A 25,172-nucleotide genomic window follows, 5' to 3' on the forward strand; every position below is an offset into this window, starting at 1 on the left:
GGTTATTCGGCCGCTTCGGCGACCGGATCGGTGCGATCCCGGGTATAGGCCGCCATGGCGCGGATCAGCTCCGTCAGCGTTTTCTGCAAGGTCTCGAAACCCCGTCCCGGCTCGATCGCCTGTTCGTCGAGATAGAGCGCGCGGTTGATTTCGATCTGCAGGCTGTGCCGGCCCTCCGACGGGGCGGCATAGGCGCGCACCAGCTCGGCCCCGCGATAAGGATCGTTCAGGCGTACCGAATACCCCATTGCTTCCAGCGTATCGCGCACGAAAGCCGTGAAATCGCGCCCGCAGGTCGTGCCGTCCCGGTCGCCCAGCACGAAATCGGCCCGCACGCCAGCCCGGCCCGGGATATAGGGGCTGCTGGTCGACGGCATGGAATGGCAGTTCAGGTGCCAGACCTGGCCATGGGCGATGTGCAGACGACGGATCTCGGTCTCCAGCGTCTCGTGATAGGGCAGCCAGTATTCGTTGATCCGTCGGCGCACGGCGTCGACCGCCAGCTTACCCGGATAGAGCGGCCGGTCCGGCGGATAGGTTTTCCACACAAGACCGTGTCCCAGGCGCGATTTTTCCGACGGGCGGATCGGTTCGGGCCAGGGGCTCAGCAGCATCGCCGGGTCGAGATCGGTCGCGGCACGGTTGGCGTCGATATAGGTCCGCGGGAAGCGCGCGTTCAGCAGCGTCGCGCCAAAATCCGGCGCCCGTTCGAACAGGCTGTCGACGAAGGCATCTTCCACCCGACGCAGATCGTGACGTCCGACCAGCGGCTGAAAATCATCCGGATAGTCCCTGCCGGAATGCGGCGAATCCAGAATCAGCGGCACGCCATCCGTGTCCGGAAGCGTCAGGTCGAGTACGCCTGGAACCTCATATCGCATGCCTGTCGGGATGTCCTTGGAAGCCTGTCTGTAACAATCCTGCCCGATGGAGATAGCAACGCAGCGCCCAAATTCAAAGCACCTTGTCGCCGCAGCGCCCGAATCCGCCGCGCCGCGCCATGGACAGGGCAACCGGGCGCTGTCTATAGTCCGCGCCAAAGACAACCAACCGAACTATGGGGATACCGATATGGCCGGCACAATCGACGCGCGCTTGAAGGAACTGGGTTTGGAACTGCCGCAGGCCCCGAAGGCGGCCGGTGCCTATGTCGGCTACGTCCGGACCGGCAATCAGCTCTTCGTCGCCGGTCAGATTCCGCTGTGGAACGGCGAATTGCGCCATATCGGCAAGGTCGGGGTCGAAATCTCCATCGAGGAGGCCCAGGAGGCCGCGCGGGTCTGCGCCCTGAATATCGTCGCCCAGGCCAAGGATGCCCTGGGCGGAGATTTGGACCGTGTCGTGCGGATCGTGAAACTGGGCGGCTTCGTCAATTGCCCGCCGGATTTCACCCAGCACCCCGAAGTCATCAACGGCGCGTCGAACCTGATCGGCGATATCTTCGGCGACAAGGGAGCCCATGCCCGGTTCGCCATGGGCGCCGGATCGCTGCCGCGCAATGTCGCGGTCGAAATCGATGCGGTGATCGAGGTCGCCTGAGCCGCGGCGTTCGGGTTCTAAACCGGGTCGGTGACCCGCAGGCCGTATTCCAGACTGGCTTCGACCAGCCAATGATGCAGGTCCGGCGCGAAAGACCGGGCGCAATAGATATCCGCGCCCGACGGCCCGCGTCCGTGGATCGTCACCGTGAAATGGCCCAGGATCGTCCCGACGCAATCGCCATCGCCGAAAGTGTCGAAATCCAGGGTCGATCCTTTCGACAGGACCTGGCGCAGCGCCGGCCCTTCCAGACGCCAGCAGACGCGGGAATGCCCCTGATCGGTAACCGCCGCCCAGTCCTCGGGGATCGACTTGCGTACGGCGGCAAAGAGATCGCGGCTTTCCTTTTCGACCACCAGCCAGCGGTTCGGCCCGACCGACAGGATCGCGCGCTGACCCAGCTCGACCGCGCGCAGCTTTTCCGGCGGTGTCAGATCGAAATCGTCGCGCAGCGCATGGTGGACCTCGCCATGCTTGTCGAACCAGGCGTCGATATGGACGATGGCCAGGTCGCGGCGTTCGGACAGTTCGATGCCCGGGACGCCATCGACGAGCCATCCGAAGTCGCCGGTCAGATAATGCCCCTGCAGGGCGGATCGGCGTTGCGGCTCGGCGGGCGCTTGGTGTTCGTCAGCCATGGAGGCGCTTCCCTTCCGGATCGACGAAATGCGGGTTCCGCACAGTCGCCGGGATGTAGAGGTTCTTCAAAGGATAGGCGACCAGCACGGTATCGCCCTCGCGCGCCAGGCCGCCTTCCAACAGGCCCAATGCGATCGGCGTGTTCAATTCCGGGCTGAACCCGTTCGAACTGACATTGCCGATCATCTTGACCGGGCGAGGCTTGTCGCGGTCGGCGAGTTCGATGATCTGCGACCCGTTCGGCAGCGCCGTTTTGCCGTCAACCGGCACTAGGCCGACCAGCTTCTTGCGGGTCGGCGCCGTCAGGCCCGGGCGCTGTGCCAGGGTCTTGCCGACGAAGGGCTTCTGGCCCGACAGCATCTTGCCCAGCCCCAGATCGTCCGCCGTGGTACGGCCGTCCAGTTCGGCGCCCGCCACATGCCCCTTTTCGATCCGCATATTGCCCAGGGCCTCCAGGCCGTAGGGCACGATGCCGAATTCCGCGCCCGCGTCCGTCAGCGCATCCCAGACGAAACGGCCATAATCGCTGGGCACGTTGATTTCATAGGCCAGTTCCCCGGAAAAACTGATCCGGAACAAGCGTGCGCGAATGGTGTCCGTGACCGCATGGCAGGGTCCGCAGGCCATGAAGGGAAAGGCGTCGTCCGACAGGTCGATATCGACGATCTTCTGCATCACCTTGCGGCTGTTCGGACCGGCCAGCGCGATGGCGGCATATTGCTCCGTCACACTGACGACCTTGACCCGAAGGTCGGGCCAGACCGCCTGAAGATAAAATTCCAGCTTGGCCATGACGGTCACGGCATTCGCCGTGGTCGTCGTCATGACATAATGGTTCTCGCCCAGCCGCGAAGTCGTGCCGTCGTCATAGACCTGCCCGTCTTCGCGCAGCATCAGGCCATAGCGCGCCTTGCCGACCGGCAGTTTGGCGAAACCGTTGGTATAGACCCGGTTCAGGAATTCCGCCGCGTCCGGGCCCTGAATATCGATCTTGCCCAGCGTGGTGACGTCGCAGATGCCGACGGATTGGCGGGTCTGCTTGGTCTCGCGCACATAGGCCTGGCGCAAGGTCTCGTTCGGGGTCAGCGGATAGTGCCGCGGCCGGTCCCACAGGCCCGCCGGAATCCACTCGCAGCCGCGTTCCTGATGCCAGTCATGCATCGGCGAGCGGCGGCGCGGCTTGTAGTGCTGACCGCGCTCCGTCCCGCCCATCGCACCGATGGCGATCGGGGTATAGGGCGGGCGGAAGGTCGTCGTGCCGACCGCCGGAATCGGCTGGCCGCGCAGCTTCGCCATGATGGCCAGACCGGTGATATTCGACGTCTTGCCCTGGTCGGTCCCCATGCCCAGCGTGGTGTAGCGCTTCAGATGCTCCACCGACACATAGCCTTCCCGATGGGCCAGGCGGACGTCGTCGGCGCTGACATCGTCCTGATGGTCGACGAATTTCTTCGGATGGCCCGTCGCCGGGTCCGGCGCTTCCCACAGGGCTTCCGGCGGGGCGGGCGTTTCGGCGTCGACGCGCGGCAGTCTGACCTCGCGGTCCAGGGAATGGCCGGTCAGGGCGGCCGCTTGTGTCCCGCGCGCATGACCGTCCGACAGAACGGCGGCCAGCGTGAACCGGCCCGCCGCCGCCCCGGCCGAGGCTTCCGGCCGTTTCGGCGTTCCGGGCAGGAAGCAATTCATCTTGTCGTTCCAGACCGGTTTCGCCCCGGTCTGGCTGGACAGGTGCACATTCGGCTGCCACCCGCCGGAAATCGCCAGCAGATCGCAGTCCAACCGACGCGCCGCACCGTCGCCATCGATCGGCGCGACGTCGACCGCCTGCAGTTCGAAATGACCATGGGTGTTGACCACCGCATGGCCAGTCAGGACCGTCACGCCCTTGCCGCGCGTATGGTCGATCAGGGTCGACCGGGGGTTCTTGCGGGCGTCGACGACGGCGACCGCCGCCCCACCGGCATTTATCACATCCAGCGCCGTTCGATAGGCGTCGTCATTATTGGTGAAGATCACCGCCCGCCGGCCCGGCAGCACGCCGTATTCGTTGATATAGGCGCGCACCGCCCCGGCCAGCATGATGCCAGGCCGGTCGTTATTGCCGAAGACCAGCGGCTGTTCGGTCGCGCCGGTGGCCAGGATCACCTGTTTCGCGCGGAACCGCCACCAGCGCTGACGCGGCAGATGGACCGGCGTTTCGGGAAGATGGTCGGAAACCCGCTCCACCGCGCCGATCAGATTGCCGTCGTAATAGCCGAAGGCCGTGGTGCGGGTCAGCAGCTTGACGGTCGGCAGCGCGGTCAGCTTGGCGACCGTCTGTTCGACCCATTCGCCGCCGGACAGATCGCCGATCTTGTAGACATCCTGATTCAGCCGCCCGCCGAGCCGCGGCGTTTCGTCGACCAGGATCACGCGCGCGCCGGCCTCTCCCGCCGCCAGTGCAGCGCTGAGCCCCGCCGCGCCGCCGCCGATCACCAGAACGTCGCAATGGGCGTGCATCCGGTCATAGCGGTCGGGATCCGCCTCGCCCGATGCCGTCCCCATGCCCGCCGACTTGCGGATGATCTTTTCGAAGAACATCCACAGCCGCGTATTGGCGAAGGGACCCATGAAGGTCTTGTAGTAGAAGCCTGCCGGGATGAACCGCGCGATCGCCTGGTTCAGCGATTGAATGTCGTATTTCAGATTGGGCGACCGGTTCTGGCTTTCGGCGACCAGCCCGTCGAACAGTTCGGCGACCGTCGCCCGTGTGTTCGGTTCCCGCCGCGGGCCTTCACGCAGGGCAACGAGGGCGTTCGGTTCCTCCACCCCGGCGGAAAAGACGCCGCGAGGCCGGTGATACTTGAAGCTGCGGCCGACCAGTTTGACGCCATTGGCCAGCAGGGCCGACGCCAGGGTGTCGCCCTTATAGCCCGTATAGGCCTTGCCATCGAAGGTGAAGCGCAGCGGCTCGTCGCGGCCGATCCGGCCGAAATCGGGGATGCGGTTCGGTTGATTGCCGCTCATTTACGCGCCCTCTCCGCCTGTTTCGGGCCGCGTCCGGCCGGTGGCCGGGCCGCAGGCCAGGATTTCATGGGTCAGCGTGTCGCGTTCGACGCGGATCCATTGCCGGCAGCCGGCGACATGGTGCCAATACTCGACATGCGGTCCGCGCGGATTGTCGCGCTGATAGACGGCGTCGAACCAGGCATCTTCGCCGGCGGCCAGATCCGGCACGACGACACTGGCGTCCCCGCCATAGCTGAATTCGACGACGTCGCGTTCGCCGCAATGGGGGCAGGTGAAGCGGAACATCCGTCCGTCCTTCTCAGTGATGGCCCGGGATCGGCCCGGCCCCGCGCTCGTCGACCATCCGGCCGTCACGGAAACGGGCGAGATCGAGATCGCGGTTGATCCAATGGGGTTCGTCATGGGCGATGGTATGGGCGAAGACCCAGCCGGATCCCGGTGTCGCCTTGAACCCGCCGTAACACCAGCCGCCGTTGAGATAGAGGCCCTTGATCGGCGTCTTGCCGATGATCGGACTGCCGTCCATCGACATGTCCATGACCCCCGCCCAATGGCGCAGCATGCGGATACGGCCGATGGCGGGCATCAGGGCCATGCCTTCCTCACCCAGATGCTCGATCAGCGGCAGGTTGCCGCGCTGGGCATAGGAGTTATAGCCGTCCAGATCGCCGCCGAAGACCAGGCCGCCCTTGTCGGACTGGCTGATATAGAAATGTCCGGCCCCGAAGGTGACCACCCCGTCGATGAAAGGTTTCAGCGGTTCCGATACGAAGGCCTGCAGCAAGTGACTTTCGATCGGCAGGGTCAGTCCGGCCAGCGCCGCGACCTGGCTGGTATGTCCGGCCACGGCCATTCCGATCTTCTCCGCCTTGATCGGGCCGCGCGTGGTCTGGACGCCCTTGACCGCCCCGCCCTGAATGTCGAAGCCGGTGACTTCGCAGTTCTGGATGATGTCGACGCCCAGACTGTCCGCACCGCGCGCAAGGCCCCAGGCGACCGCATCGTGCCGTGCCGTACCGCCGCGCGGCTGCAATAGGCCACCGACAATGGGGAAACGCGCCGAATCGGAGAAATCCAGCACCGGCGCATACCGCCGGACCTGTTCCCGGTCCAGCAGTTCGGCATCAATGCCGTTCAGGCGCATCGCGTTGCCGCGCCGGGCGTAGGCGTCCATCTGCGCATCGCTATGGGCCAGGTTCAGGACCCCACGCTGCGAGAACATGACGTTGTAGTTGAGGTCGACCGACAGGCCTTCCCACAGCTTCAGCGAATGCTCATAGAAATGCGCGTTCGCCTCCAGCATGTAGTTGGACCGGACGATGGTCGTGTTCCGGCCGGTATTGCCGCCGCCCAGCCAGCCTTTTTCCAGGACCGCGATATTGGTCATGCCGTGGAGCTTGGCCAGGTAATAGGCGGTGGCGAGGCCATGACCGCCGCCGCCGATAATGATCGCGTCGTATTCGGGCTTCGGCTCGGGATCGCGCCAGGCGCGGCCCCAATGCGTCTGCCCGGTCAATCCCCCCTTGAGGACACTGAAAACGGAATACCGGGACATGGCGGCTTTCGTCACTCCATAGAAATGCGGAAGGCCGATACCCGGAAATCGGGCGGTAGAATGGCCGGCGCGATTGCAGGCTATCTAAAAAGAGTCGCGCTGCAAATGACGCGTTGAAATCCGTCCCGGATCATTCAAATTTCGCCATCTTTGCTCTGTAACCGACAAAATTAGCCTGCGCGCACCAAAGGCGCGCCATCCTCGTTCCAATCGTCCCAGCCGGGGAACCGGATCGGGCTGAGGCGGTCGAGCCCTTCCAAATGGTCCGACCAGCGCCGCAAATGATCCGTGCGCAGCGCCGCCGCGCCCGCCGCATCGCGATAGGCATAGCCGTGGCCCTGAACACCATGGGCGGCGAAGGGCGGCAGGACGCCGAAGCCCATGTAATGCAGGGAATAGTGTACGGGCCAGAGGATCTGGTCCATGTCGCCGCCCCGCGCATTCCGCCCGAAGGCCGCAGCCGGCGCGCCGGTCGTGACGGACGTAAGGGCCCGCTTGCCCCGGAAAAAGCCCCTGTCATACCGCATGCTGCCGGTATACAGGCGCCCGCTGAGGAAGACTCGGTCGAACCAGCCTTTGAGAATGGCCGGCGGACCGTGCCACCAGATCGGGAACTGGAAGATCACCAGATCGGCTGCGATCAGCCGATCGATCTCGCATTGGACCTGCCCCGGCACCGTGTTTCTTTTGCCGGCATGCCGCTGTTCCGCCAAGGCGGCGAAATAGTCCGGGTCGGTGCGGTCGGCATAGTGGTTTCCGGATTCAACGGGATCGAACCCCTCGGCATAGAGGTCGGAGATCGAGACGTGATGCCCCTGCCCCTCCAGGCTGCGGCGCGCGGTTTCGGTCAGCGCGCCGTTGAAGGATTCCGGTTCCGGATGGGCATGGACGATATGGACGCGCATGGGCGGCCTCCTGTTCGGTTGGTGATCCGAACGCCAGAATAGTGTTATCGTTTTTGATCGTTTATTGGAAATTTTGGCAAGCGGACTTTGCAAAGATGAACAACCGGCTGGATTGGAACGATCTGAATTACATCCGCGCTATCGCGGAGGGCGGCAGTCTTTCCGGCGCGGCACGACTGTTGGGGGTCAGTCATGCCACCGTCTTCCGGCGCCTTGGCGAGATAGAATCCCAATTGGGCGTGCGTCTGTTCGAGCGGTCGCGCACGGGCTATGCCCCGACCGCCGCCGGCGAGGAGGCGGCCGCCGCCGCCGCGCGTATCGCCGAGGAGGTCTTCGGGATCGAGCGCAGACTCGCGGGCCGCGACCTTCGCCCGTCCGGCACGGTCCGTGTCACGACGACGGACACGCTATTCTTTGGCCTGCTGTCCCCGGTTTTCGAGGCCTTTCGGGTCGATTATCCCGACATCGCCCTGGAGGTTGCGCTGTCGAACGACCGGTTCGACCTGTCGCGGCGGGAGGCCGATATCGCGATTCGACCGGCCGCCGATCCGCCGAACCATTTGACCGGACGCAGGATCGGCCGGATCGCTCAGGCAGCCTATCTCGCTCGCTCCCGCTATCCCGCCGACGCCGCACCGAATACCGTGCCCTGGATCGGGCCCGATGCCCGCATGGGTTATCCGGCTCTGGAGCGCTGGATGACGGGGCAGGGCTTCGGTGTGCATTGCGCCTATCGTTTGGATTCCATGCTGGCCATCGCTGCGGCCGTTCGTGATGGGGCGGGGGCCGGGATACTGCCCTGCTATCTGGCCGATCGCGATCCGGCCTATCGCAGATTGCTGTCGCCGGTCCCGGAGTTGGAAATCGATCTGTGGATCCTGATCCATTCCGATCTGCGCGGCATCGCCCGGATGACGGCTTTTACCGACCATGTCGCAAATGCCGTCAAAGCGGCGTCACCGCGACTGGCAGGGGATTCGGGCTGATCCTGGCCGCGCAGCCGGTCGATTTCCCGGCGCTCTTTCTTGGTCGGCAGGCCGGCGCCTTCATCCCGGACGGCGACCGGGGCCGGTTGGTCCACTTTGGGTTTCGGCTGCAGCGGTGACAGATCCGAATAGAACGCCCCACCTATCGTCTCGGCCGGCAATCAGACATGGTTCGTCATCCGGAAACTGCTTCGGACCATGTCGCCAAGGCGCACGACCTGTGCCGGCAAGACGCGGGCCTTTCGCTGGATCAGCCAGAGGTCGCTGACCACCGGCTCGTCCAGTTCAACCACATTCAACCGATCGCGACGGTGAAACGCCTCATAACCGCTGCGCGGCAGGATCGTGTAGCCAATTCCCTGAGCAACGGGTTCCAGTATCTGTCCAATCTGATTGACATAGCTTCGTATCCTCAGGCTTTCCGCCCCCCGAAAATCCGCAGGATAGTTCGCGGCCAGCACCTGCTCCGCATAGCCCGCCCCATCGGGATGGGCGATGAACCCAAGTTCTTGCAGCCGCGCGAAATCCGGCGCTGCCGGCGCCGCGTTCGGAAGGATCAGGCACAGTTCGTCCTGACCGATCCGGGTACCGGCCAATCTGGCGCCTGTCGGGGCAGCATCGACAATACCCAAGTCGAACGCGCCCTGTTGCACACCATCGACAATCCGGCCTTGCGGCGCAGCCTCGAGCCGGATCTGCAGGCCTGGAGCGTCCCGCATCAATGTCAGGCACGACGGGTAGAGCAGCAGAGCCAGACTTCCCGAGCAGGCGAGCGTTGCCTCGCCGGTGTCGGGGTCATCCCATGCCAATGCCGCGCGCAGACGCCTTTCCTCCTCCCGTCGACTCCGGCCAAGGGCAAGAACCGCTTCACCCGCCGGCGTCGGCACGAAGCTCTTTCCATCGCGGGACAGCAACGCCTGACCGACCTGCTGTTCAAGCTTTCGCAGATGCTGCGACACACCGGGCTGGGTCATGTTGAGACGCCGGGCGGCACGCGTGAAATGGCCTTCGTCGCAAAGCGTGACATAGGTTTCCAGCCAGGTGGCGTTCAACATTGTCATTCCGAATTGTTATCATAATAAGTTATATTGATAATTTCATATTTCGACATGGGCCGTCCAGATTCCTGTCATCCGTCAGGCGACAGAAATCACAGGAAAGGAGTCAGCCATGTCGAATGTTACCACCCGCACTTTTTCTCATATCGGGCTTTCGGTTCCCGATCTGGACGCCGCCGTCGCCTTCTATCGCGACGTTTTGGGCTTCTATGTCATCATGGAACCGACGCGCATAACCGAGGATGACAGCCCGATTGGCGTGATGTGCACGGACGTCTTCGGACCCAACTGGGGGTCCTTCCGAATTGCGCATATGGCGACGGGGGACAGGATCGGGATCGAGTTGTTCGAGTTTCCGGATAATTACCAGCCGGAAGACAATCTGCAGCATCGGCAGATCGGTATGTTTCATTTTGCCGTCCAGGACCCGGACCTCGAGGGCCTGCTACAGCGCATCGTCGATGCCGGCGGCAAGCAGCGCATGCCGGTCCGCGAGTATTTTCCCGGCCAGAAGCCCTATCGCATGGTCTATGTGGAGGACCCGTTCGGCATCGTGTTTGAAATCTACTCGCACAGTTACGAGCTGACCTATTCCGCGGGCGCCTATAGTTGAGCAGGCACACCGGCCGGAAACGATGAAAGCGGCGGCGGGCGCGGGCCCGCTGCCGACTGGTTTTTGCCGCCTGTTTCTTGCCGCTTAATCCTCGCCGCGTAGCCGATCGATCTCGCGCCGTTCCTTCTTGGTCGGGCGTCCGGCGCCTTCATCTCGGACGGCGACCGGGGCCGGCTGGTCCACCTTGGGTTTCGGCTGCGGCGGCGATAGATCCGAATAGAGCGCCTGGGCTTCAGGCGCCGGTCCGCGGCGTTCCGCCAGTCCCAGAATCTCGATTACCCGGATATGCGGGCCCTGCGGAAAGGTCAGAACATCGCCCGGCCCCACGGCGTGGCTGGGTTTCCGGATCGGCTGGCGGTTGACGCGGATATGCCCCGCCGACACGACGTCCGAGGCCAGGCTGCGCGTCTTGAAGAAGCGCGCGTGCCACAGCCATTTGTCGATACGCTGTTTGGACATCGGGACGCGGAATACCTTGGTAAAGGGCAGTCTATGACTGAACCATAGAAGGACAGGCGTCCGATCCCAAGTGCCTTCACACCAGAAGCCGCCGTCCCGAGGGCGTGTCAATTTCCGCGACCAGGCCCGCCCCTGGCGATTCCGCGAAGACCAGGCGGTCATCTTTCAGATAGTCCGCGGCGAAGGACGCGATCGGGGCGACATCGGGATGACCAATGCGCAGGACGGACAGGCGGCAGCCGAGATCCGGCATGGAGTCGGAAGGATGCGGTCCCGGCGGCCATTCGATAAAGGTCGGAAAAGCCCCGTCCATCGGCAGCGACCCATCCTGCGGCACGGAGATTCGCCAGTTCAACGCCCCGCGCGTGATCGGTTCCGCCTTTCCTGCCACCGGATAACGGGCGACGGCGGTATCGAGGTCCGGCACCCCGGCGACCCAGGTTGCGAGCCGCGTCGAACCCGGGGCGTCGAGCCCGAACCAGCGCGCCCGGCCCGGTGGGTCGGCCGCCGGATCGGGTGCGACGATTTCCAGGAAAATCCCCTCACCCAGGCGCATCAAACGGTTATGGGTGCCCATCTGAACATGTTTGCCGCCGGCCGGAACTTCCAAGTCCAGCGCCGCCGCCACGTGACGAACGCCCTCGTCCAGATCGGCCGCGACGATTGTGATGTGGTCGAGACGATAGGTCATGGTGCCCCTTTCAATTCAGAAAAGCGTTTAGCGCGTCATAGGCTTCGTCCGGTGCCTGTTCCGGAATGAAATGGCCGCCCGGCATCGGGGCGACGCGGAGGGTATCCGCCCATCCGGACCAGACCGCCGCCATATCGAAATGCCGGGCCGCGACGCCTTCTTCGCCCCACATCGCCAGGGTTGGGCAGGCGATGCGGCGGTCGGCCGCCCGGTCCGCGCGGTCGTGATCCCGATCCGTCGTGAACCCCGCACGAAAGCATTCGCACATCGCCGTGACCGCGTCGGGCGTTGCGGCGGACCTCAGATAGACGTCCATTGCGATGTCTTCATAGGGCACTCCTTCCGACGACAGGCCGGTCAGAATCTCCCGTACGAACCCGGCCGGGTCCCCGGCGATCAGCCGCTCAGGCACCGGATGCGGCTGGGTCAGGAAGAAAAAATAGTAATAATCCTGGGCCAGGTCGGAGCTGACGCCGTCATAGAAATCCAGGGCCGGAACGATATCCATGACCGCCGGGCGTTCCACCCTTTCCGGGAAATCCAGCGCCAGACGCCGTGCCACCCGCGCGCCCCGGTCATGGCCGACCAACCGGAACCGGTCGTGCCCCAGGCTGCGCATGACGGCGGCCTGTTCCGCCGCCATCGCGCGTTTGGAATACGCAATATGACCGGCCGTACGACCCGGCTTGTGACTTTCCCCGCGTCCGCGCAGGTCGGTCAGTATGACAGTGTGGTTCTCCACCAGACGCGGCGCCAACTTGTGCCAGCACAGATGGGTCTGCGGATCGCCATGCAGCATCAGCAGCGGCGGCCCCTCCCCGGCGGTCAGCACCCGGACCGGCCCGTTCCCGACATCCACGAAGGTGCGCTTAAATCCGGGCAACAGCCGCGCATCCGCCTCTTCAAAGAGAGTCACGGACCCACCGCGCATATTCGCTCAGTCCTTCCTCGTTCCGGGAAAAGAAGGACCACTGGCCGATGCGCCGGACGGACAGAAACCCGGCGCGCCGCAACTGGTCCAAATGGCGGCTGGCCGTGGGCTGACTCATTTGCAGCTTTTCGGCGATGAGGGTGACACAGACGCCGATTTCCGCCGGATCTCCGGTCATCTGATGGGCGAAATGGGATCCCGGGTCTTTCAACCAGTCCAGGATCTTCATCCGCGCATCGCTGGCCAGCGCCTTGGCCTGTTCTATTCGGTCCGTCATGAAATCTGTATATAGCTATATTGCTATATACGCAATGAACAATTTTCCAATCCCAAACTCCGTATGCGAGATGTGAGACGAAGCTTTCCTAGCGGCTTTGTGCGGATTTCTTCCCGACGACTAGATCCTGCAGCACAGCGAAGGGGGAATCGGGATTTGGACGGGCCGGGCTCGGCTTGGCGGACTGTTGCTTCTTATGACCTTTGCGCTTCGCACCGCGGTTTCGGGAGACCGGGACGAAGGCGGCGTTCGGCGAGTCCCCGGTGGCTTCCTGTTTGAAGCCCAGCGCCCGCAATACACCGGGAAGTGCCGGATCGTCCGCCGCCAGGCCCAGCCGGGCGCAGAATTCGGCATCGGGCTCGAATCGGGCCCCCTTCTTGCGGTTGCGCAAATGCGCCGCAAGTTGCTCCCACCGATCCAGGCGCAGCGCGATCGGCCCCAGCGGCGCGTAACCCAGCAACGGCCAGACCTGTTCCGGAACCCGGTCGGCGGGCAGGCTGGGTGCGGTCGTGTTCGGGATTTCCGGCACCGGGCGTCCCGACGCGGCGGCCCAGAGGATCGCCCGGGCGCGCACGGCTTTCACATCCAGAATGCCGGACAGATAGATCCAATCGCGGCCGAGCCGCAGCCCCGCCTTGGTCAGGGCCGCCCGCGCGTCGTCGCCCATAGCCTTCAGATTGTCCCGTGCCTCCCGCCGCGCCATCGCGCCAAGCCCTTCGCGCAGCTGGAACAGAAGCCCCCGGGCCGGCGAATCCAGATCGGCGGCGGACACGGCCGGAGTATAAAGCGCCGGGAGACGGCGGCGCAGATATCCGTCCAGGAAGGACTGGGCCCGTAGCCGGACTCGCTCCGCCAGGACCGATTCCGACAGCGAATGGCTCAACAGGACACAGCGCGGCGACAGCAGGGAATCGCCGCGTTCCACCCGGGCAATCTCGCGGCCCTGCCAGGTGATGCGGCCTTCCGGCGTCATCCCGAAGGCCTGGTCTTCGGATTGTTCGACGGCCTGCACCCGGCGCGGCGCGTCGGATGTCAGCGCGCGGTGGGCGGCGGCCATCAAGGCCTTTGCCTCGCGCCGGTCGGCGGCCTCATGCGGCAGGAACCGCAAGCCTTCCATATGGCCGACAACGTGGCCTTCGACGATGACCTGGCCCTTGGCATTGACGGCGGAGAGCATTTCCGCCCCCTCCGCGCCGCGCGACCGGCCGATCACCGCGGCGCGGCGATCGACGAACCGGTCGGTCAGCCGCTGATGCAGGGCGTCCGACAGGGAATCCTCGATCTGGCGGGTGCGCATCTGCCAATCGGCGGCGCCGTCCAACCAATCGGCGCGGTGCGTGATATAGGTCCAGGTCCGGATATGGGCCAAGCGCGCCGTAAGCGTATCGATATCGCCGTCGGTCCGGTCCAACCGTTCGATATGCCCGGCGACCCAATCGGTCGGCAATCGCCCGTCCCGGTCGACCAGATGCGTGAACAGGCTGGCCACCAGCGTCGCATGATGTTCCGGCATGGTCTTGCGGAAGTCCGGCACCTGGCAGACATCCCACAGCAATTGGACACGGTCGCGGCTGCCGGTGCGTTGTTCCACCGCCGCTTCCCGCATCAAGGCGGCCAGGACCAGTTGATCGTCGGCGTCGCGCGCGCGGACCAGTTCGTCACGGCCGGAATATTCGTTCAAACTGGCATAGAGGCGTTTGGGCGAGGCGAAGTCCAGGGCGCGGTTGCGCCAGTAGATCTGTTTGACCGGAGGATAATCGTGCTCTTCCACCCGGCGCAGAACTTCCGGATCCGGCGGCTTCGTATTGTTGGTGACGCCGAACGTGCCGTCATTCATATGCCGCCCGGCGCGCCCCGCGATCTGCCCGATTTCCGGGGCCGTCAGCATCCGCCGCCGGGCGCCGTCGAATTTGCGAAGCTGGGCAAAGGCGACATGGTCCACATCCATATTCAGGCCCATGCCGATCGCATCCGTCGCCACCAGATAGTCGACTTCGCCGGCCTGATACATCTCGACCTGGGCGTTTCTGGTGCGCGGGCTGAGGGCGCCAAGCACCACCGCTGTCCCGCCGCGCGTCTGGCGCAAGGCCTCCGCCAACTCGTAGACCTGATCCACCGAGAAGGCGACGACCGCGCTGCGCCGCTTCAGACGGCTGAGCTTTTTCTCCCCGGCCCAGGACAGGGTCGACAGCCGTTCGCGCCCCTCGATCTCCGCATCGGGGACCAGCAGCCGGATCATTTCCGTCATGCTGTCCGAGCCCAGGAACATCGTCTCGTGACGGCCGCGGGCGTGCAGCAACCGGTCGGTAAAGATATGACCGCGTTCCGGATCGGCGCAGAGCTGGATTTCGTCGATGGCCAGGAAATCGACATCCCGGTCCATCGGCATCGCCTCGACCGTGCAGACCAGAAACCGGGGATTCGGGGGGATGATCTTCTCCTCCCCCGTGATCAGCGCGACCGAGGCCCGTCCGGCCCGGTCGACGATCCTGTCATAGTTTTCCCGCGCCAGAAGGCGCAGCGGAAAACCGATCATACCGCTGGCATGCCCCAGCATGCGTTCGACGGCCAGGAAGGTCTTGCCAGTATTGGTCGGCCCCAGGACGGCGCGGATTGACCCGCGGCGGCGCGAGGGTGTCGCGCGTGACGGTCCCGGTGCGGGCGCGTTTCGTCCTGTCATGCGAAGAGCCTAGACGAATCTCGGGGCGAGGTGAACCGGAACCCGATGATTCCGGTCAGCATTCATTAATTTTTCATACGAATAATAAATTGAACGATCAATCAATAAATGGTTGGATGAAACAACGGATTGATCTTTATGGGGATTAGGGGGCCGTGGCGCGCCGATCGATCGAAGAAATCCGCCGGCAGGAACTGGTCGAGGCCTGCCTTGCCGTCGTCGCGGAGGAAGGGCACGACGCGGCGACGACCCAGCGCATCGCGGCGCGGGCGGAAACCTCGGCCGGGATCGTCCACCATTATTTCGGCGACAAGGCGAGCCTGCTGCAGGCGGCGATGCGGGCCGTCCGTGCGCCGGTGGCCGAAGCCTATCGCGACCGCCTGACGGCCGGCGGGATCGCGGACGGGTCCGGCCGCGCGGCCCTATCCGCCTGTATCGACGCCCATCTGGATCCGTCGATCCTGACGGTGCGGCGCGCGGCGGCATGGCTGCAATTCACCTCGCGGGTCGCCTATGTCCCGGATTACGCCCGGATCCACGCCGCGATTCGCTGCCGCCAGATCGCCGCCCTGCGCCGGTCGCTCCGTGGCATGTCGGCGGATCCCGGCGCAGCGCCGGCCGTGGCCTTGCGGCTGGCGATCGCCATCGACGGGTTCTGGGCCGAATGCGCGACCCGGGAAGGCGGCTTGATGCCCGGCGAGGCGCGCGCCGCAATCGATGCCATCCTGTCCGATTCCGTTTTGTAACCGACCGCGGAGAGGGATAGGCTTCCGGCCATGACGTACCGTTCGATCCGTTCATCCCTGCATTTGGCCGTATTGGCGCTGTTCGTGGCGCTGACGGCCAGCTGTTACCTGCCGAACAAGTTCGAATTGACCATGCAGGTCGCCCCCGACGGGCGCTACGCCGTCGCCTATGACGGCACCCTGACGCAGCTTCTGTTCCTGCAGCGGATCGGCAGCGGCGAATTGCAGGGCCATGCGATCGACGAGTATGTCGGCATCTACGAAAACGAGATGCGGCGCAATTCCGGCTTCAAGGAAGTCACCTATCTGGGCAATGCCGAGTATCAGGTGAAATACGAAAAGCAGGGCAGCCTGGCGAAGGAGAAGCAATACAGCTTCCCGACCCGCCGGGGGATCGTACTGGGCCTGCGGCGCTGGACCGCCGAAAGCGCGCAGGACTATATCGCCCGGTTCGAGGCGACCGGCCACCCGGCCCTGCAATCGCTGGCCGAGGCCGGATTCGCAAGCGAACCCCATATCATGGAGCTGTTCGGCGACCGGCTGCCGGCCAAGATGCGTCAGGACCTGATTGCCAACGGCTTCTGGATACAGGGCGAGATCCGGATCTGGACCGCCGCCAAGGTGGGCTATCACAATGCCAACCGCGTCGTCGAAGGCAATCCCAGCCTGTATATCTGGAGCGTCGACGATTTGAACCAACCGTCACCGCATATGATCCTGGCCTGGACACCCCCATCCGCAGATTAGAACCCGTCCGCCGTCTATTCATCGCAACAGGACTATAGCGCCCATGGAATTCGCCCCGATCCTGCAAAGCCTGCTGGCCGGTTTTCCTTATCTATTGCTGCATTTCGGACTGACCTTGGCGATCTGGATCGCCGGCGTCGTACTGTACGCCTATTCCACCCCCTATCACGAACTGACCCTGATCCGGCAGAACAATGTCGCCGCCGCCGTCACGCTGGCCGCCGCGATGCTGGGCCTCGCCCTGCCGCTGGCTTTCGCGATGGCGTCCAGCGTAAACGCCGCCGACATCCTGGTCTGGGGGGCGGTTACCGTCATTCTGCAGATCCTGGTTTTCCGCGCGATCGACCTGGTGCTGCGCGGCCTGCCGGCGCGCATCGAAGCGGGCGAAATCGGCCCGGCCATCATGGTTTCCGCCGCGAAACTGTCCGTCGCCGCCTTCAACGCGGCGGCGGTATCCGGATAGAACGGACCCGCCGGCATGCGTCCCGTCGATATAGGCGCGCTGCTGATCCTGTTCGGCGTGCTGGCAGCATCGCTGCTGGGCGCCTTCGGGGGCGAAAAGGATGTTCAGCGCGGACCCGGTGAAAAGAGGCGCCCGATGCCGACGGGCCCGGCCCTGCCCGACCCCAGTCCCCGCGATCCCATCATCCAGGTTCAGGGCGGCGGGCCGAAGAAGAACAGTATCGGAACCGCCTTTTCGCTGGATTCCGACGGTATCTGGATGACTGCACGCCATGTCGTCGACGGCTGCAAGACGGTTGGGATCGAACGCCGTCCGGGCGAGGCCGTCCGGGCCGGCAGGATCTGGATTCACCCGGACGCCGACCTGGCGATCCTGTCCGATACCTTGAGGACACCGGCCCTGGAGATCGCGGAGCGGCTTCCGACCGTGGGAGAGACAGGGTTCGGCGTCGGCTATCCACAGGGAATACCGGCGGAAGTCACCGGAACCCTGATCGGCCGCGCCGTATCGGTCGCGCTGCATCGGAACGAGCGGGCGGAGCCCGTCCTGACCTGGGCGGAATCGCGGCGCTATCCCGATTTCGAAGGAACGCTGGGCGGCATCAGCGGCGGGCCATTGTTTGTGTCCGAAGGCCGCGTGGCCGGCGTCGTGATCTCCGGTTCACCACGCCGGGGCCGCTTCAATACCGCCGCCCCGCGCAGTTTCCCCGCTGCGATCGCCGCGGCGCAACTGACCCCGGACCGGCGGGACCGGTACTTTACCTTCTCGGAATACATCGACGAGACGTCCATCGACGGGCTTGGCGACGCCTTGCGCAGCGCCGGCGCAGTGGCGCTGGTGTATTGTTTGGTCGAATAAGGTAACCAAACACCGCGAAGGCGCCCCATCAATCAGGCATTTTCATGCCGATTGTTAGGAAAATATACTGCCGAATGAAACTTTCGTTCGGGCTTAGAGATGAATAAGGACAAAATTGTTCTTATCATTTATAGAAAATACCATCAATCAAAACAAAATGTTGTGTTGTGTCAAAGCTGTAACCAATACTTTTAGAATTATCTAAATTTATAGTTATATTTGCAAATCAAAACCAAATAAATCTCCATCATTTTAGCTCCACATCCAACTCGATACTCGTTGCGTTTCAAATCGGACTTTTTGAATGTGGATACCGGCAATCCGCCAAGAATTCGGCACAACTGCCGGCTTCGTGTCTTGCAGAGAGGAGGATAGGTCTATGCTGACAAAGAAAATCACAGGTTTCCTGAAAGATGAATCCGGGGCGACAGCCATCGAATACGGTCTGATCGCCGGTTTGGTCTCTGTGGCCGCCATCGGTGCGCTGCAACTGATGGGGACTTCGCTTGTCGACATCTTCACGGTTGTCCAGACCGAGCTGGACAACGCGGCGCAATCCGCGACCGGCAGCGCCGGCGGCGGTGGCACCGAAGGCGGTGGCGGCACCGAGTAATCGCGACACGGCCCCGTTGGGAATGGGGCGGAATCCGGCGCGGGGGATAATAGCGCCTGGTTCCGCCTCCCAACGGGAAGGCGGCTTGCGATCACGACGCACCGAGAGGGACCGGTAGCGATGTTCGATCCACTTGTATCCTTGTGGCAGTTTGGGGATGCCCGTCACGCGGTCCTGATCGTCGGCCTTGCGCTGACCGTCTGGGCCGCGGCGACGGATCTTCGCCACTTCACCATTCCAAACAAGATCAGTGCCGCGCTGTTCGCGGCGGGCGCGGTCTGGATTCTGATATCCGGCGCGGATCCCGGGGCGCATCTGGCGGCTTTCGCCTGCGTCCTGGCGCTCGGCTTCCTGGCCTATGCCTTTCAGTTCTTCGGCGCCGGAGACGCGAAACTGCTGGCCGTCCTGGCATTATGGACCGGGCCGCAGATTGCCGTCGCGCTGGTCCTGCAAACGCTGATATTCGGCGCGATTCTGGCCTTCGCCTGGATGCTGAGCCGCCCGGTGCGCACGGTCCTGATGGCGGCCGGCCTGCCGGTCGATCCGGAACCGCCGGCCCAGATCCCCTATGGCGTCGCCATCGCGGCGGCCGCCTGCTTCGCCTTCGCCGGCCTTTGGCCGCCCTTGGGCGGTTGAACGGAGGACGGGGCGATGCGCATCAAACTGCTGCTTCTGCTGCTGGTCGCCGGCGCCGCCGCCTTTGGCGCGGTGACCGTAGCGCGGGGCTGGCTGGAGGACCGCCGGGCCGAGTTGCTGGCCCTGCAGGCGAGCGAGCCGGTACAGGTCGAGACCATCGACACCGTCGAGGTGCTGGTCGCCAAGGAGGACCTGCCGAGTGGCACCTTCCTGAATCTCGACCAGTTCGTCTGGACGCCGTTTCCCAGCAGCAACCTGCCGGAAACCTATCTGACGCGGGCGACGCTGGGCGAAGAGGGCCTGACCGGCGCGGTGATCCGCGGGGCGATCACGTCTGGCGAGCCGCTGACCAGCGGCCGCGTCATTCGGCCGGGCGACCGGGGCTTTCTGGCTGCGGTATTGCGACCCGGCCTGCGCGCCGTATCGGTGCCGGTCGACGCGACGACCGGAATCGCCGGCTTCGTCTTCCCGGGCGATCGGGTGGACCTGTTGCTGACCCATGAGATCGAGCTGTCCCAGCGCGTGAAGCGGCTGGCGACCGAGACCGTTCTGACCGACATCCGGGTGCTGGCCGTCGACCAGCGTACCGACGATACCGAGGGCGAACCGACCCTCGCCAAGACGGCCACGCTGGAAGTTGATTCCAAGTCGGCCGAAGTGATCGCCGTCGCCCTGAGAATGGGGCGCCTGTCCCTCGCTCTGCGCTCGTTGGCGCAGTACCCCGACGCCCTGGCGACGGCGACCCCTTCCGATCCCCAGCAGACCTATACCTGGGACAGCCAGGCCAGCCGTCTGCTGCCCCCCATTGCCGCCCCGGCCCAGCCGGAACGCGGCGCGCCAGCCAAACCGGCACCGCCGAAAGTCACCGTGACGGTGTTCCGGCGCGGCCAGGCGGAAACGGTGGAATTCCGGGACTCGGGATCATGACATCCCGATTTCGAGCCCTGGCACTGATCCTGGCCGCCATCGCCGGCGCGGGATGGGGGGTTGCGGTCCCATCCATCGCAACACCGGCACAGGCCGAAACCCATACGGCCGATGCGCCCGGCCAATCCGGCCCGATCGCCATCGATCTGGGTGCGGGCGAGATGCTGGCGCTGGCCGGTCGGGCGACGGCGGTCTATGTCGCGAATGACGAGATCGCCGATGTCCAGCTTCGGACCCCGATGCTGCTCTATCTGTTCGGTAAAGCGGCCGGCGAGACGACCCTGACCGTGATCGGCCCGAATGATGAGGTGCTGCTGTCGCGCCGTATCCAGGTGCGCCACAACACCGTGCGGCTGCAGGAGTTGATCGCCGTCGTACAGCCGGATGCCCAGGTCGAACTGGCGTCGATCCGGCAATCGCTGGTGATTTCCGGCCATGTGCCCAGCGCCGAGGCGGCAGAGGACATCTTCCAACTGGCGCGGACCGTGATCGGCGAGGACGGGCTGATCCTGAACCATATGCGGGTCGGCACGCCGAACCAGGTCAATCTGCGCGTCCGCATCGCCGAGGTCAGCCGCGAGACGACCAAGCGCCTGGGCTTCAGTTGGGACATTTTGAAGACCGCCGGGGAATTCAGCTTCGGCCTCGCCACCGGCGGGTTCATTTCGGGTGCGGTGGACGGGTCCAGCATCCTGTCGCTGGCCAAGGACGGCAGCGGGTTCGATGTGAACGGACTGATCGACGCGCTGGACGACCAGGGTCTGATCACCGTTCTGGCCGAGCCCAACCTGACTGCGTTGAGCGGCGAATCCGCGAATTTCCTGGCCGGCGGGGAGTTCCCGATCCCGGTCCCGGACGGCGATGACGGGGCGATCACCATCGTCTTCAAGAAATTCGGCGTCAGCCTGGCCTTCATGCCGGTCGTGCTGGGCGACGGCCGCCTGCACATCAAGGTCAGTACCGAGGTCAGCCAGCTGGCCACCGCCGGGGCCGTCGCCTTCAACGGGTTCAACATTCCGGCCCTGACCGTGCGGCAGGCGACGACGACGGTGAACCTGAACAGCGGCCAAAGCTTCGCCATCGCGGGTCTGCTGCAGAACACCACCAATCAGGACGTATCCGGCGTTACCGGGCTGAGCGAGATCCCGATCCTGGGCGCGCTGTTCCGGTCGACGGATTTTCAGCGCGACGAAAGCGAGCTGGTGGTCATCGTCACGCCTTATGTGGTGCGACCGACCTCGGGGCGGCTGGCCCTGCCGACGGACGGATTCGAAGCGCCGACCGACGCCGACCGGATGGCCCATGCCGCCGATCACACCCCGCGCGTCCCGGATACGCGCCGCATCCCGCTGAACGGCGACGGAACCCAGGGGCTGAAAGGCCCCGGCGGGTTCCTGCTGCGCTGAGGAAGGAAGAATCATGAGATCCCTTTCGCTGATCCTCGTCTTCGCCGGGCTATTGACCGCGTGCGGTCCGACCCAGATCCGCAGCGACGCGGAACTGCGCCGCGAGCCGGTTTTCGACACCGTCACCGACCGCGCCGTGATCGAACCGGGCCTGGCGGGGGACACGGCGCTGGATCTGCTGTTGGCCCGGAATGGCGCCCGATATGGCGACCGGCTGATTGTCACCGCGCCGCCGGAAACCCGCGAACACCTGCGGCGGCGGCTGGCCGGGACCGGCATCCGCGTTCTGGCCGCGCCGGAAGAAACCGCCGTCCAGGGCGGGGCCTATAGCGCGACCTTCGTGCGCTTGGTCGTGACGCCGCCCAATTGCGGGGACTGGTCGGACGACGCGGATTTCGACAACAAGCCGGACGCCCATTGGGGCTGTTCGCAGGTATCGAACCTGGCCCGCATGGTGGCCGATCCCAATGACCTTCTGGCCGGCCGGGAAGCCGACGCCCTCTACAACACACAGGCCGACATGCTGGCGATCCGCGCCTATCGCCAGCACACGATCAAATGGGTCAGCGATCCGATGGAAACGGCGACGGTGGGGGATTGACGGTCATGGCGATGGAACAATCCCGTAAAGTGACGACACGCCTGCCCGACCGGGTCGTCGCCTATATCGACGATACCGCCCTGTGCGACGGGCTGGCCCGGCTGGCGGATGGCTGCGGCATCGCCATGGCGGAAGTCCTGCCGGGCGGTCTGGCCGCGGCGCTGGCCGATGACGCACCGGCGGCCGAAGTGATCCTGCTGGAAATCGAGAATCCGGACGACGCCGTGGAAGCGCTGTCCGTCCTGTCGGCCCGGTCGGACGCGCGGCTGCTGGCGGTCGGGCGGCGGGACGATGTGCGCACCTATCGCCGCCTGCGCGAGGCCGGGGCGTCGGATTATCTGGTCGCGCCCTTGGACGATGACGATCTGCTGACCGCCTTGCGCGTTCCGGCCGGACGCCCCGCGCGCGAGACTTCGGATACACCCCATCTGACCCCGCGCGTGACGGTCTTCCTGGGATGCCGCGGCGGGGTCGGCACGACGAGTCTGGCCGTTTCCTGCGCCTGGTGGGCGGCGGAGAAACTGAAGACCCAGACGGCGCTGGTCGACCTGGACCTGGTCTTTGGCACCGCGACGCTGGCCCTGGATCTGCTGCCCGGGCGCGGCCTGCGCGAGGCGCTGGAACATCCGGAGCGGATCGACCCCCTGTTCGTCGGCAGCGCCATGATCAACGCTACCGACAATCTGTTCGTTCTGGGCGCGGAGGAACATCCGGGACTGGAAACCATGCCGGTCCCGGACGGGCCGGTTCGTTTGATCGAGGCGGTGGCCGAAAGCGTGCCGACCATCATGGTGGACCTGCCGCGTGCCATGCTGCCCGCGTCACGCGACCTGATCCGCCGGGCCGACGAAGTGGTGCTGGTCACCGATCTGAGCCTGGGCGGGTTGCGGGATTCCATCCGGCTGCGGACCCTGTGCCGCGAATGCGCGCCCGACACGGCGCTGACCCTGGTCGGAATCGTGCCGGCGACCGGCGCGCCGCCGATCGAACGCCGCGAGTTCGAGCGGGCCTGCGAATGCGCCGTCGACTGGCTGGTGCCCCTGGACGGCAAGGCGGCGGCAGAGGCCGCATCCGCCGGCAAACCGGTCGCCGCGCGGCTGAAACCGAAACACGCCTATTCCCGCGCCGTCCGGAACATCGCCGAAAGGGCGGTTCCGGCGGCCCCGACGGACGGCATCCATACCGGCAAGGCGAAGCGCAAATGGCTCTGGTAGACGATATCGCCAACCGTGCGGCGCGGCGCCGGCCCGATGATGGCGGCCTGCCGGATCTGATGGAATTGCGCGACCGGCTTCAAGATCAGGTCACGGCCGCTCTGGATAGCTTCAGCGCCGGACCGGGAAGAGGCGCCAGCCGCACCGACCAGGCCGCCTTCGTCCGCAGCGAGGTCGACCAGTATCTCGACCGCACCGGCCTGGCGCTGAACGCGTTGCAGCGCCGGAACCTGACGACCGCGCTTCTGAACATCTATCTGGCCGCAAAGTCCCAGCCGGAAGCCGTCATGGAATCCGCACCCGCACCGCGCCAGGAAACCCGCCCGCCCGCCGCGCGGCGCGATGAGCTGACGACCAGCCGCGAAGGCATCGCGGCGGCGTTGTCGCAAATCCGCGGCCCCTTCATGGAACGGATCGATCCGGCGGCGGCGGTGAAGCTGCCGCGCCCGGACCTGGCGACGGAGGTCGGGCGCATGCTGCCGGATCTTCTGCGCGAATTGGGCCTGCAATTGAACGGCGCGGAACAGCGCGATGTGGTCACCCAGCTGGTCAACGACATGCTGGGTCTGGGACCGCTGGACCCGCTGCTGGACGATCCGTTGATCACCGACATTCTGGTGAACGGCCCGAACCAGGTCTATGTCGAGCGGCACGGCAAGCTGGAACTGACCGATGTCGTGTTCCGCGACGGCAAGCATCTGCTGGCCATCGCCCAGCGCATCGTCAACCGGGTCGGCCGCCGGGTCGACGAAAGCTCCCCCATGTGCGACGCGCGCCTGGAAGACGGCAGCCGCGTCAATGTGATCGTCCCGCCCCTGGCCATCGACGGGGCATCGATCTCGATCCGCAAATTCGCCGAAAAGAAGATCACGCTGGAGGTCATGGCGCGGCAATCCAACCTGTCCGATGCGATGATGCGGGTGCTGCAGATCGCATCCCGGGCGCGGCTGAACATCCTGATTTCCGGCGGCACCGGGTCGGGGAAGACGACATTGCTGAACGCGTTGAGCCGGATGATCGACACCGGCGAGCGCGTGGTGACCATCGAAGACGCCGCCGAACTGCAATTGCAGCAGCCCCATGTCGTGCGCCTGGAAACCAGGCCGCCCAATCTGGAGGGCAAGGGCGAGGTCACCATGCGCGGATTGGTCAAGAACGCGCTGCGCATGCGCCCCGACCGCATCATCCTGGGCGAGGTGCGCGGCGGCGAGGCCCTGGACATGCTGCAGGCCATGAATACCGGCCATGACGGGTCGATGTGCACCTTACACGCCAACAACCCGCGCGAGGCGCTGACCCGGCTGGAAAACATGGTCGGCATGTCGGGCGCGAACCTGCCGCCAAAGGCGGTGCGGACCCAGATCGTCGCCGCCATCGACATGATCGTCCAGGTCAGCCGCATGCGCGACGGCGTCCGGCGCATTACCAGCGTGACGGAAGTGGTCGGCATGGAAGGCGAGATCATCACGACACAGGAACTGTTCCGCTATCGCTATGAGGGCGAGGGCGCGGACGGGAAGCTGATCGGCCGGTTCGAATCCGCCGGGCTGCGCCCCGCCTTCACCGACAAGGCCGGTTATTACGGGTTGGACCGCCCGCTGCTGGACGCGGTGATCTGA

General features: G+C 64.9%; 26 protein-coding genes. 14 read left to right on the forward strand and 12 right to left on the reverse strand.

Annotated elements, in window-relative coordinates; translation table 11 throughout:
• Window positions 1-2: 2 nt before the first annotated feature.
• On the reverse strand, window positions 3-881 hold the full coding sequence (locus tag ACO06O_RS18090; RefSeq protein ID WP_421882986.1) for an N-formylglutamate amidohydrolase: 879 nt from the start codon (window positions 879-881) through the stop codon (window positions 3-5).
• A 190-nt stretch (window positions 882-1,071) separates the two neighbouring features.
• Here ACO06O_RS18090 and ACO06O_RS18095 point away from each other — a divergent pair, with 190 nt between their 5' ends.
• Window positions 1,072-1,539, forward strand: a complete 468-nt coding sequence (locus ACO06O_RS18095; RefSeq protein WP_421882989.1) for a RidA family protein — start codon at window positions 1,072-1,074, stop codon at window positions 1,537-1,539.
• A gap of 17 nt (window positions 1,540-1,556) precedes the next feature.
• Here the strand turns inward: ACO06O_RS18095 and ACO06O_RS18100 are convergent, their stop codons facing one another.
• The 5 genes from ACO06O_RS18100 to ACO06O_RS18120 form a co-directional block, all read right to left on the reverse strand.
• Complete coding sequence (locus ACO06O_RS18100) at window positions 1,557-2,177, reverse strand: sarcosine oxidase subunit gamma (protein WP_421882992.1); 621 nt, start codon at window positions 2,175-2,177, stop codon at window positions 1,557-1,559.
• Window positions 2,170-5,184: a sarcosine oxidase subunit alpha family protein gene (locus tag ACO06O_RS18105; protein WP_421882995.1), complete on the reverse strand. Its 3,015-nt coding sequence runs from the start codon at window positions 5,182-5,184 to the stop codon at window positions 2,170-2,172. Before ACO06O_RS18105 ends, ACO06O_RS18100 begins: the two co-directional genes overlap by 8 nt.
• Entirely contained in the window at window positions 5,185-5,472 is a 288-nt protein-coding gene (locus tag ACO06O_RS18110; protein WP_421882998.1) for a sarcosine oxidase subunit delta, read from the reverse strand.
• 13 nt (window positions 5,473-5,485) lie between these two features.
• Window positions 5,486-6,742, reverse strand: a complete 1,257-nt coding sequence (locus tag ACO06O_RS18115; RefSeq protein WP_420418973.1) for a sarcosine oxidase subunit beta family protein — start codon at window positions 6,740-6,742, stop codon at window positions 5,486-5,488.
• 170 nt (window positions 6,743-6,912) lie between these two features.
• Complete coding sequence (locus tag ACO06O_RS18120) at window positions 6,913-7,647, reverse strand: NAD(P)H-dependent oxidoreductase (protein WP_421883001.1); 735 nt, start codon at window positions 7,645-7,647, stop codon at window positions 6,913-6,915.
• Between the two features lie 95 nt (window positions 7,648-7,742).
• Here ACO06O_RS18120 and ACO06O_RS18125 point away from each other — a divergent pair, with 95 nt between their 5' ends.
• On the forward strand, window positions 7,743-8,633 hold the full coding sequence (locus tag ACO06O_RS18125) for a LysR family transcriptional regulator (protein WP_421883003.1): 891 nt from the start codon (window positions 7,743-7,745) through the stop codon (window positions 8,631-8,633).
• 161 nt (window positions 8,634-8,794) lie between these two features.
• Here ACO06O_RS18125 and ACO06O_RS18130 read toward each other — a convergent pair whose 3' ends face one another.
• Window positions 8,795-9,688, reverse strand: coding sequence for a LysR family transcriptional regulator (locus tag ACO06O_RS18130; protein ID WP_421883006.1), 894 nt, complete (start codon window positions 9,686-9,688; stop codon window positions 8,795-8,797).
• Between the two features lie 115 nt (window positions 9,689-9,803).
• Here ACO06O_RS18130 and ACO06O_RS18135 point away from each other — a divergent pair, with 115 nt between their 5' ends.
• Window positions 9,804-10,304, forward strand: a complete 501-nt coding sequence (locus ACO06O_RS18135) for a lactoylglutathione lyase family protein (protein WP_421883008.1) — start codon at window positions 9,804-9,806, stop codon at window positions 10,302-10,304.
• An 84-nt stretch (window positions 10,305-10,388) separates the two neighbouring features.
• Here ACO06O_RS18135 and ACO06O_RS18140 read toward each other — a convergent pair whose 3' ends face one another.
• The 5 genes from ACO06O_RS18140 to ACO06O_RS18160 all read right to left on the reverse strand — a co-directional run bounded on the left by ACO06O_RS18140 (window position 10,389) and on the right by ACO06O_RS18160 (window position 15,342).
• Complete coding sequence (locus ACO06O_RS18140; RefSeq protein WP_421883011.1) at window positions 10,389-10,763, reverse strand: RNA-binding S4 domain-containing protein; 375 nt, start codon at window positions 10,761-10,763, stop codon at window positions 10,389-10,391.
• Between the two features lie 76 nt (window positions 10,764-10,839).
• The gene (locus ACO06O_RS18145; protein WP_421883014.1) at window positions 10,840-11,454 is read right to left on the reverse strand and encodes a VOC family protein; all 615 of its coding nucleotides are present in this window, start codon (window positions 11,452-11,454) and stop codon (window positions 10,840-10,842) included.
• Window positions 11,455-11,464: 10 nt separating this feature from the next.
• Window positions 11,465-12,385: an alpha/beta fold hydrolase gene (locus tag ACO06O_RS18150; RefSeq protein WP_421883017.1), complete on the reverse strand. Its 921-nt coding sequence runs from the start codon at window positions 12,383-12,385 to the stop codon at window positions 11,465-11,467.
• Window positions 12,357-12,662, reverse strand: coding sequence for an ArsR/SmtB family transcription factor (locus tag ACO06O_RS18155; protein ID WP_421883020.1), 306 nt, complete (start codon window positions 12,660-12,662; stop codon window positions 12,357-12,359). Before ACO06O_RS18155 ends, ACO06O_RS18150 begins: the two co-directional genes overlap by 29 nt.
• An 88-nt stretch (window positions 12,663-12,750) precedes the next feature.
• The gene (locus tag ACO06O_RS18160) at window positions 12,751-15,342 is read right to left on the reverse strand and encodes a helicase-related protein (protein WP_421883022.1); all 2,592 of its coding nucleotides are present in this window, start codon (window positions 15,340-15,342) and stop codon (window positions 12,751-12,753) included.
• Window positions 15,343-15,497: 155 nt separating this feature from the next.
• Here ACO06O_RS18160 and ACO06O_RS18165 point away from each other — a divergent pair, with 155 nt between their 5' ends.
• From ACO06O_RS18165 to ACO06O_RS18215, 11 genes are all read left to right on the forward strand, one after another.
• The gene (locus ACO06O_RS18165) at window positions 15,498-16,088 is read left to right on the forward strand and encodes a TetR family transcriptional regulator C-terminal domain-containing protein (protein WP_421883025.1); all 591 of its coding nucleotides are present in this window, start codon (window positions 15,498-15,500) and stop codon (window positions 16,086-16,088) included.
• Between the two features lie 30 nt (window positions 16,089-16,118).
• Window positions 16,119-16,835, forward strand: coding sequence for a hypothetical protein (locus ACO06O_RS18170; protein WP_421883029.1), 717 nt, complete (start codon window positions 16,119-16,121; stop codon window positions 16,833-16,835).
• A gap of 43 nt (window positions 16,836-16,878) precedes the next feature.
• On the forward strand, window positions 16,879-17,298 hold the full coding sequence (locus ACO06O_RS18175) for a DUF350 domain-containing protein (protein ID WP_420418983.1): 420 nt from the start codon (window positions 16,879-16,881) through the stop codon (window positions 17,296-17,298).
• 15 nt (window positions 17,299-17,313) lie between these two features.
• Window positions 17,314-18,156 carry a S1 family peptidase gene (locus ACO06O_RS18180; protein WP_421883032.1) on the forward strand — a complete coding sequence of 281 codons (843 nt, stop codon included), beginning with the start codon at window positions 17,314-17,316 and terminating at the stop codon, window positions 18,154-18,156.
• Window positions 18,157-18,535: 379 nt separating this feature from the next.
• Complete coding sequence (locus ACO06O_RS18185) at window positions 18,536-18,769, forward strand: Flp family type IVb pilin (RefSeq protein ID WP_421883035.1); 234 nt, start codon at window positions 18,536-18,538, stop codon at window positions 18,767-18,769.
• Window positions 18,770-18,889: 120 nt separating this feature from the next.
• On the forward strand, window positions 18,890-19,405 hold the full coding sequence (locus ACO06O_RS18190) for an A24 family peptidase (RefSeq protein WP_421883037.1): 516 nt from the start codon (window positions 18,890-18,892) through the stop codon (window positions 19,403-19,405).
• A 15-nt stretch (window positions 19,406-19,420) separates the two neighbouring features.
• On the forward strand, window positions 19,421-20,332 hold the full coding sequence (gene cpaB / locus ACO06O_RS18195) for a Flp pilus assembly protein CpaB (protein WP_421883039.1): 912 nt from the start codon (window positions 19,421-19,423) through the stop codon (window positions 20,330-20,332).
• Window positions 20,329-21,738 carry a type II and III secretion system protein family protein gene (locus ACO06O_RS18200; protein ID WP_421883042.1) on the forward strand — a complete coding sequence of 470 codons (1,410 nt, stop codon included), beginning with the start codon at window positions 20,329-20,331 and terminating at the stop codon, window positions 21,736-21,738. Before cpaB ends, ACO06O_RS18200 begins: the two co-directional genes overlap by 4 nt.
• 13 nt (window positions 21,739-21,751) lie before the next feature.
• Window positions 21,752-22,339, forward strand: coding sequence for a CpaD family pilus assembly lipoprotein (locus ACO06O_RS18205; protein WP_421883045.1), 588 nt, complete (start codon window positions 21,752-21,754; stop codon window positions 22,337-22,339).
• Window positions 22,340-22,344: 5 nt separating this feature from the next.
• Window positions 22,345-23,553, forward strand: a complete 1,209-nt coding sequence (locus ACO06O_RS18210) for an AAA family ATPase (RefSeq protein WP_421883047.1) — start codon at window positions 22,345-22,347, stop codon at window positions 23,551-23,553.
• Window positions 23,541-25,172 carry a CpaF family protein gene (locus ACO06O_RS18215; RefSeq protein WP_421883050.1) on the forward strand — a complete coding sequence of 544 codons (1,632 nt, stop codon included), beginning with the start codon at window positions 23,541-23,543 and terminating at the stop codon, window positions 25,170-25,172. The genes ACO06O_RS18210 and ACO06O_RS18215 overlap by 13 nt, the downstream gene beginning before the upstream one ends.

The sequence above is a fragment of the Pacificispira sp. genome (genome assembly GCF_965228185.1).
Classification (GTDB): domain Bacteria; phylum Pseudomonadota; class Alphaproteobacteria; order UBA8366; family Aestuariispiraceae; genus Pacificispira.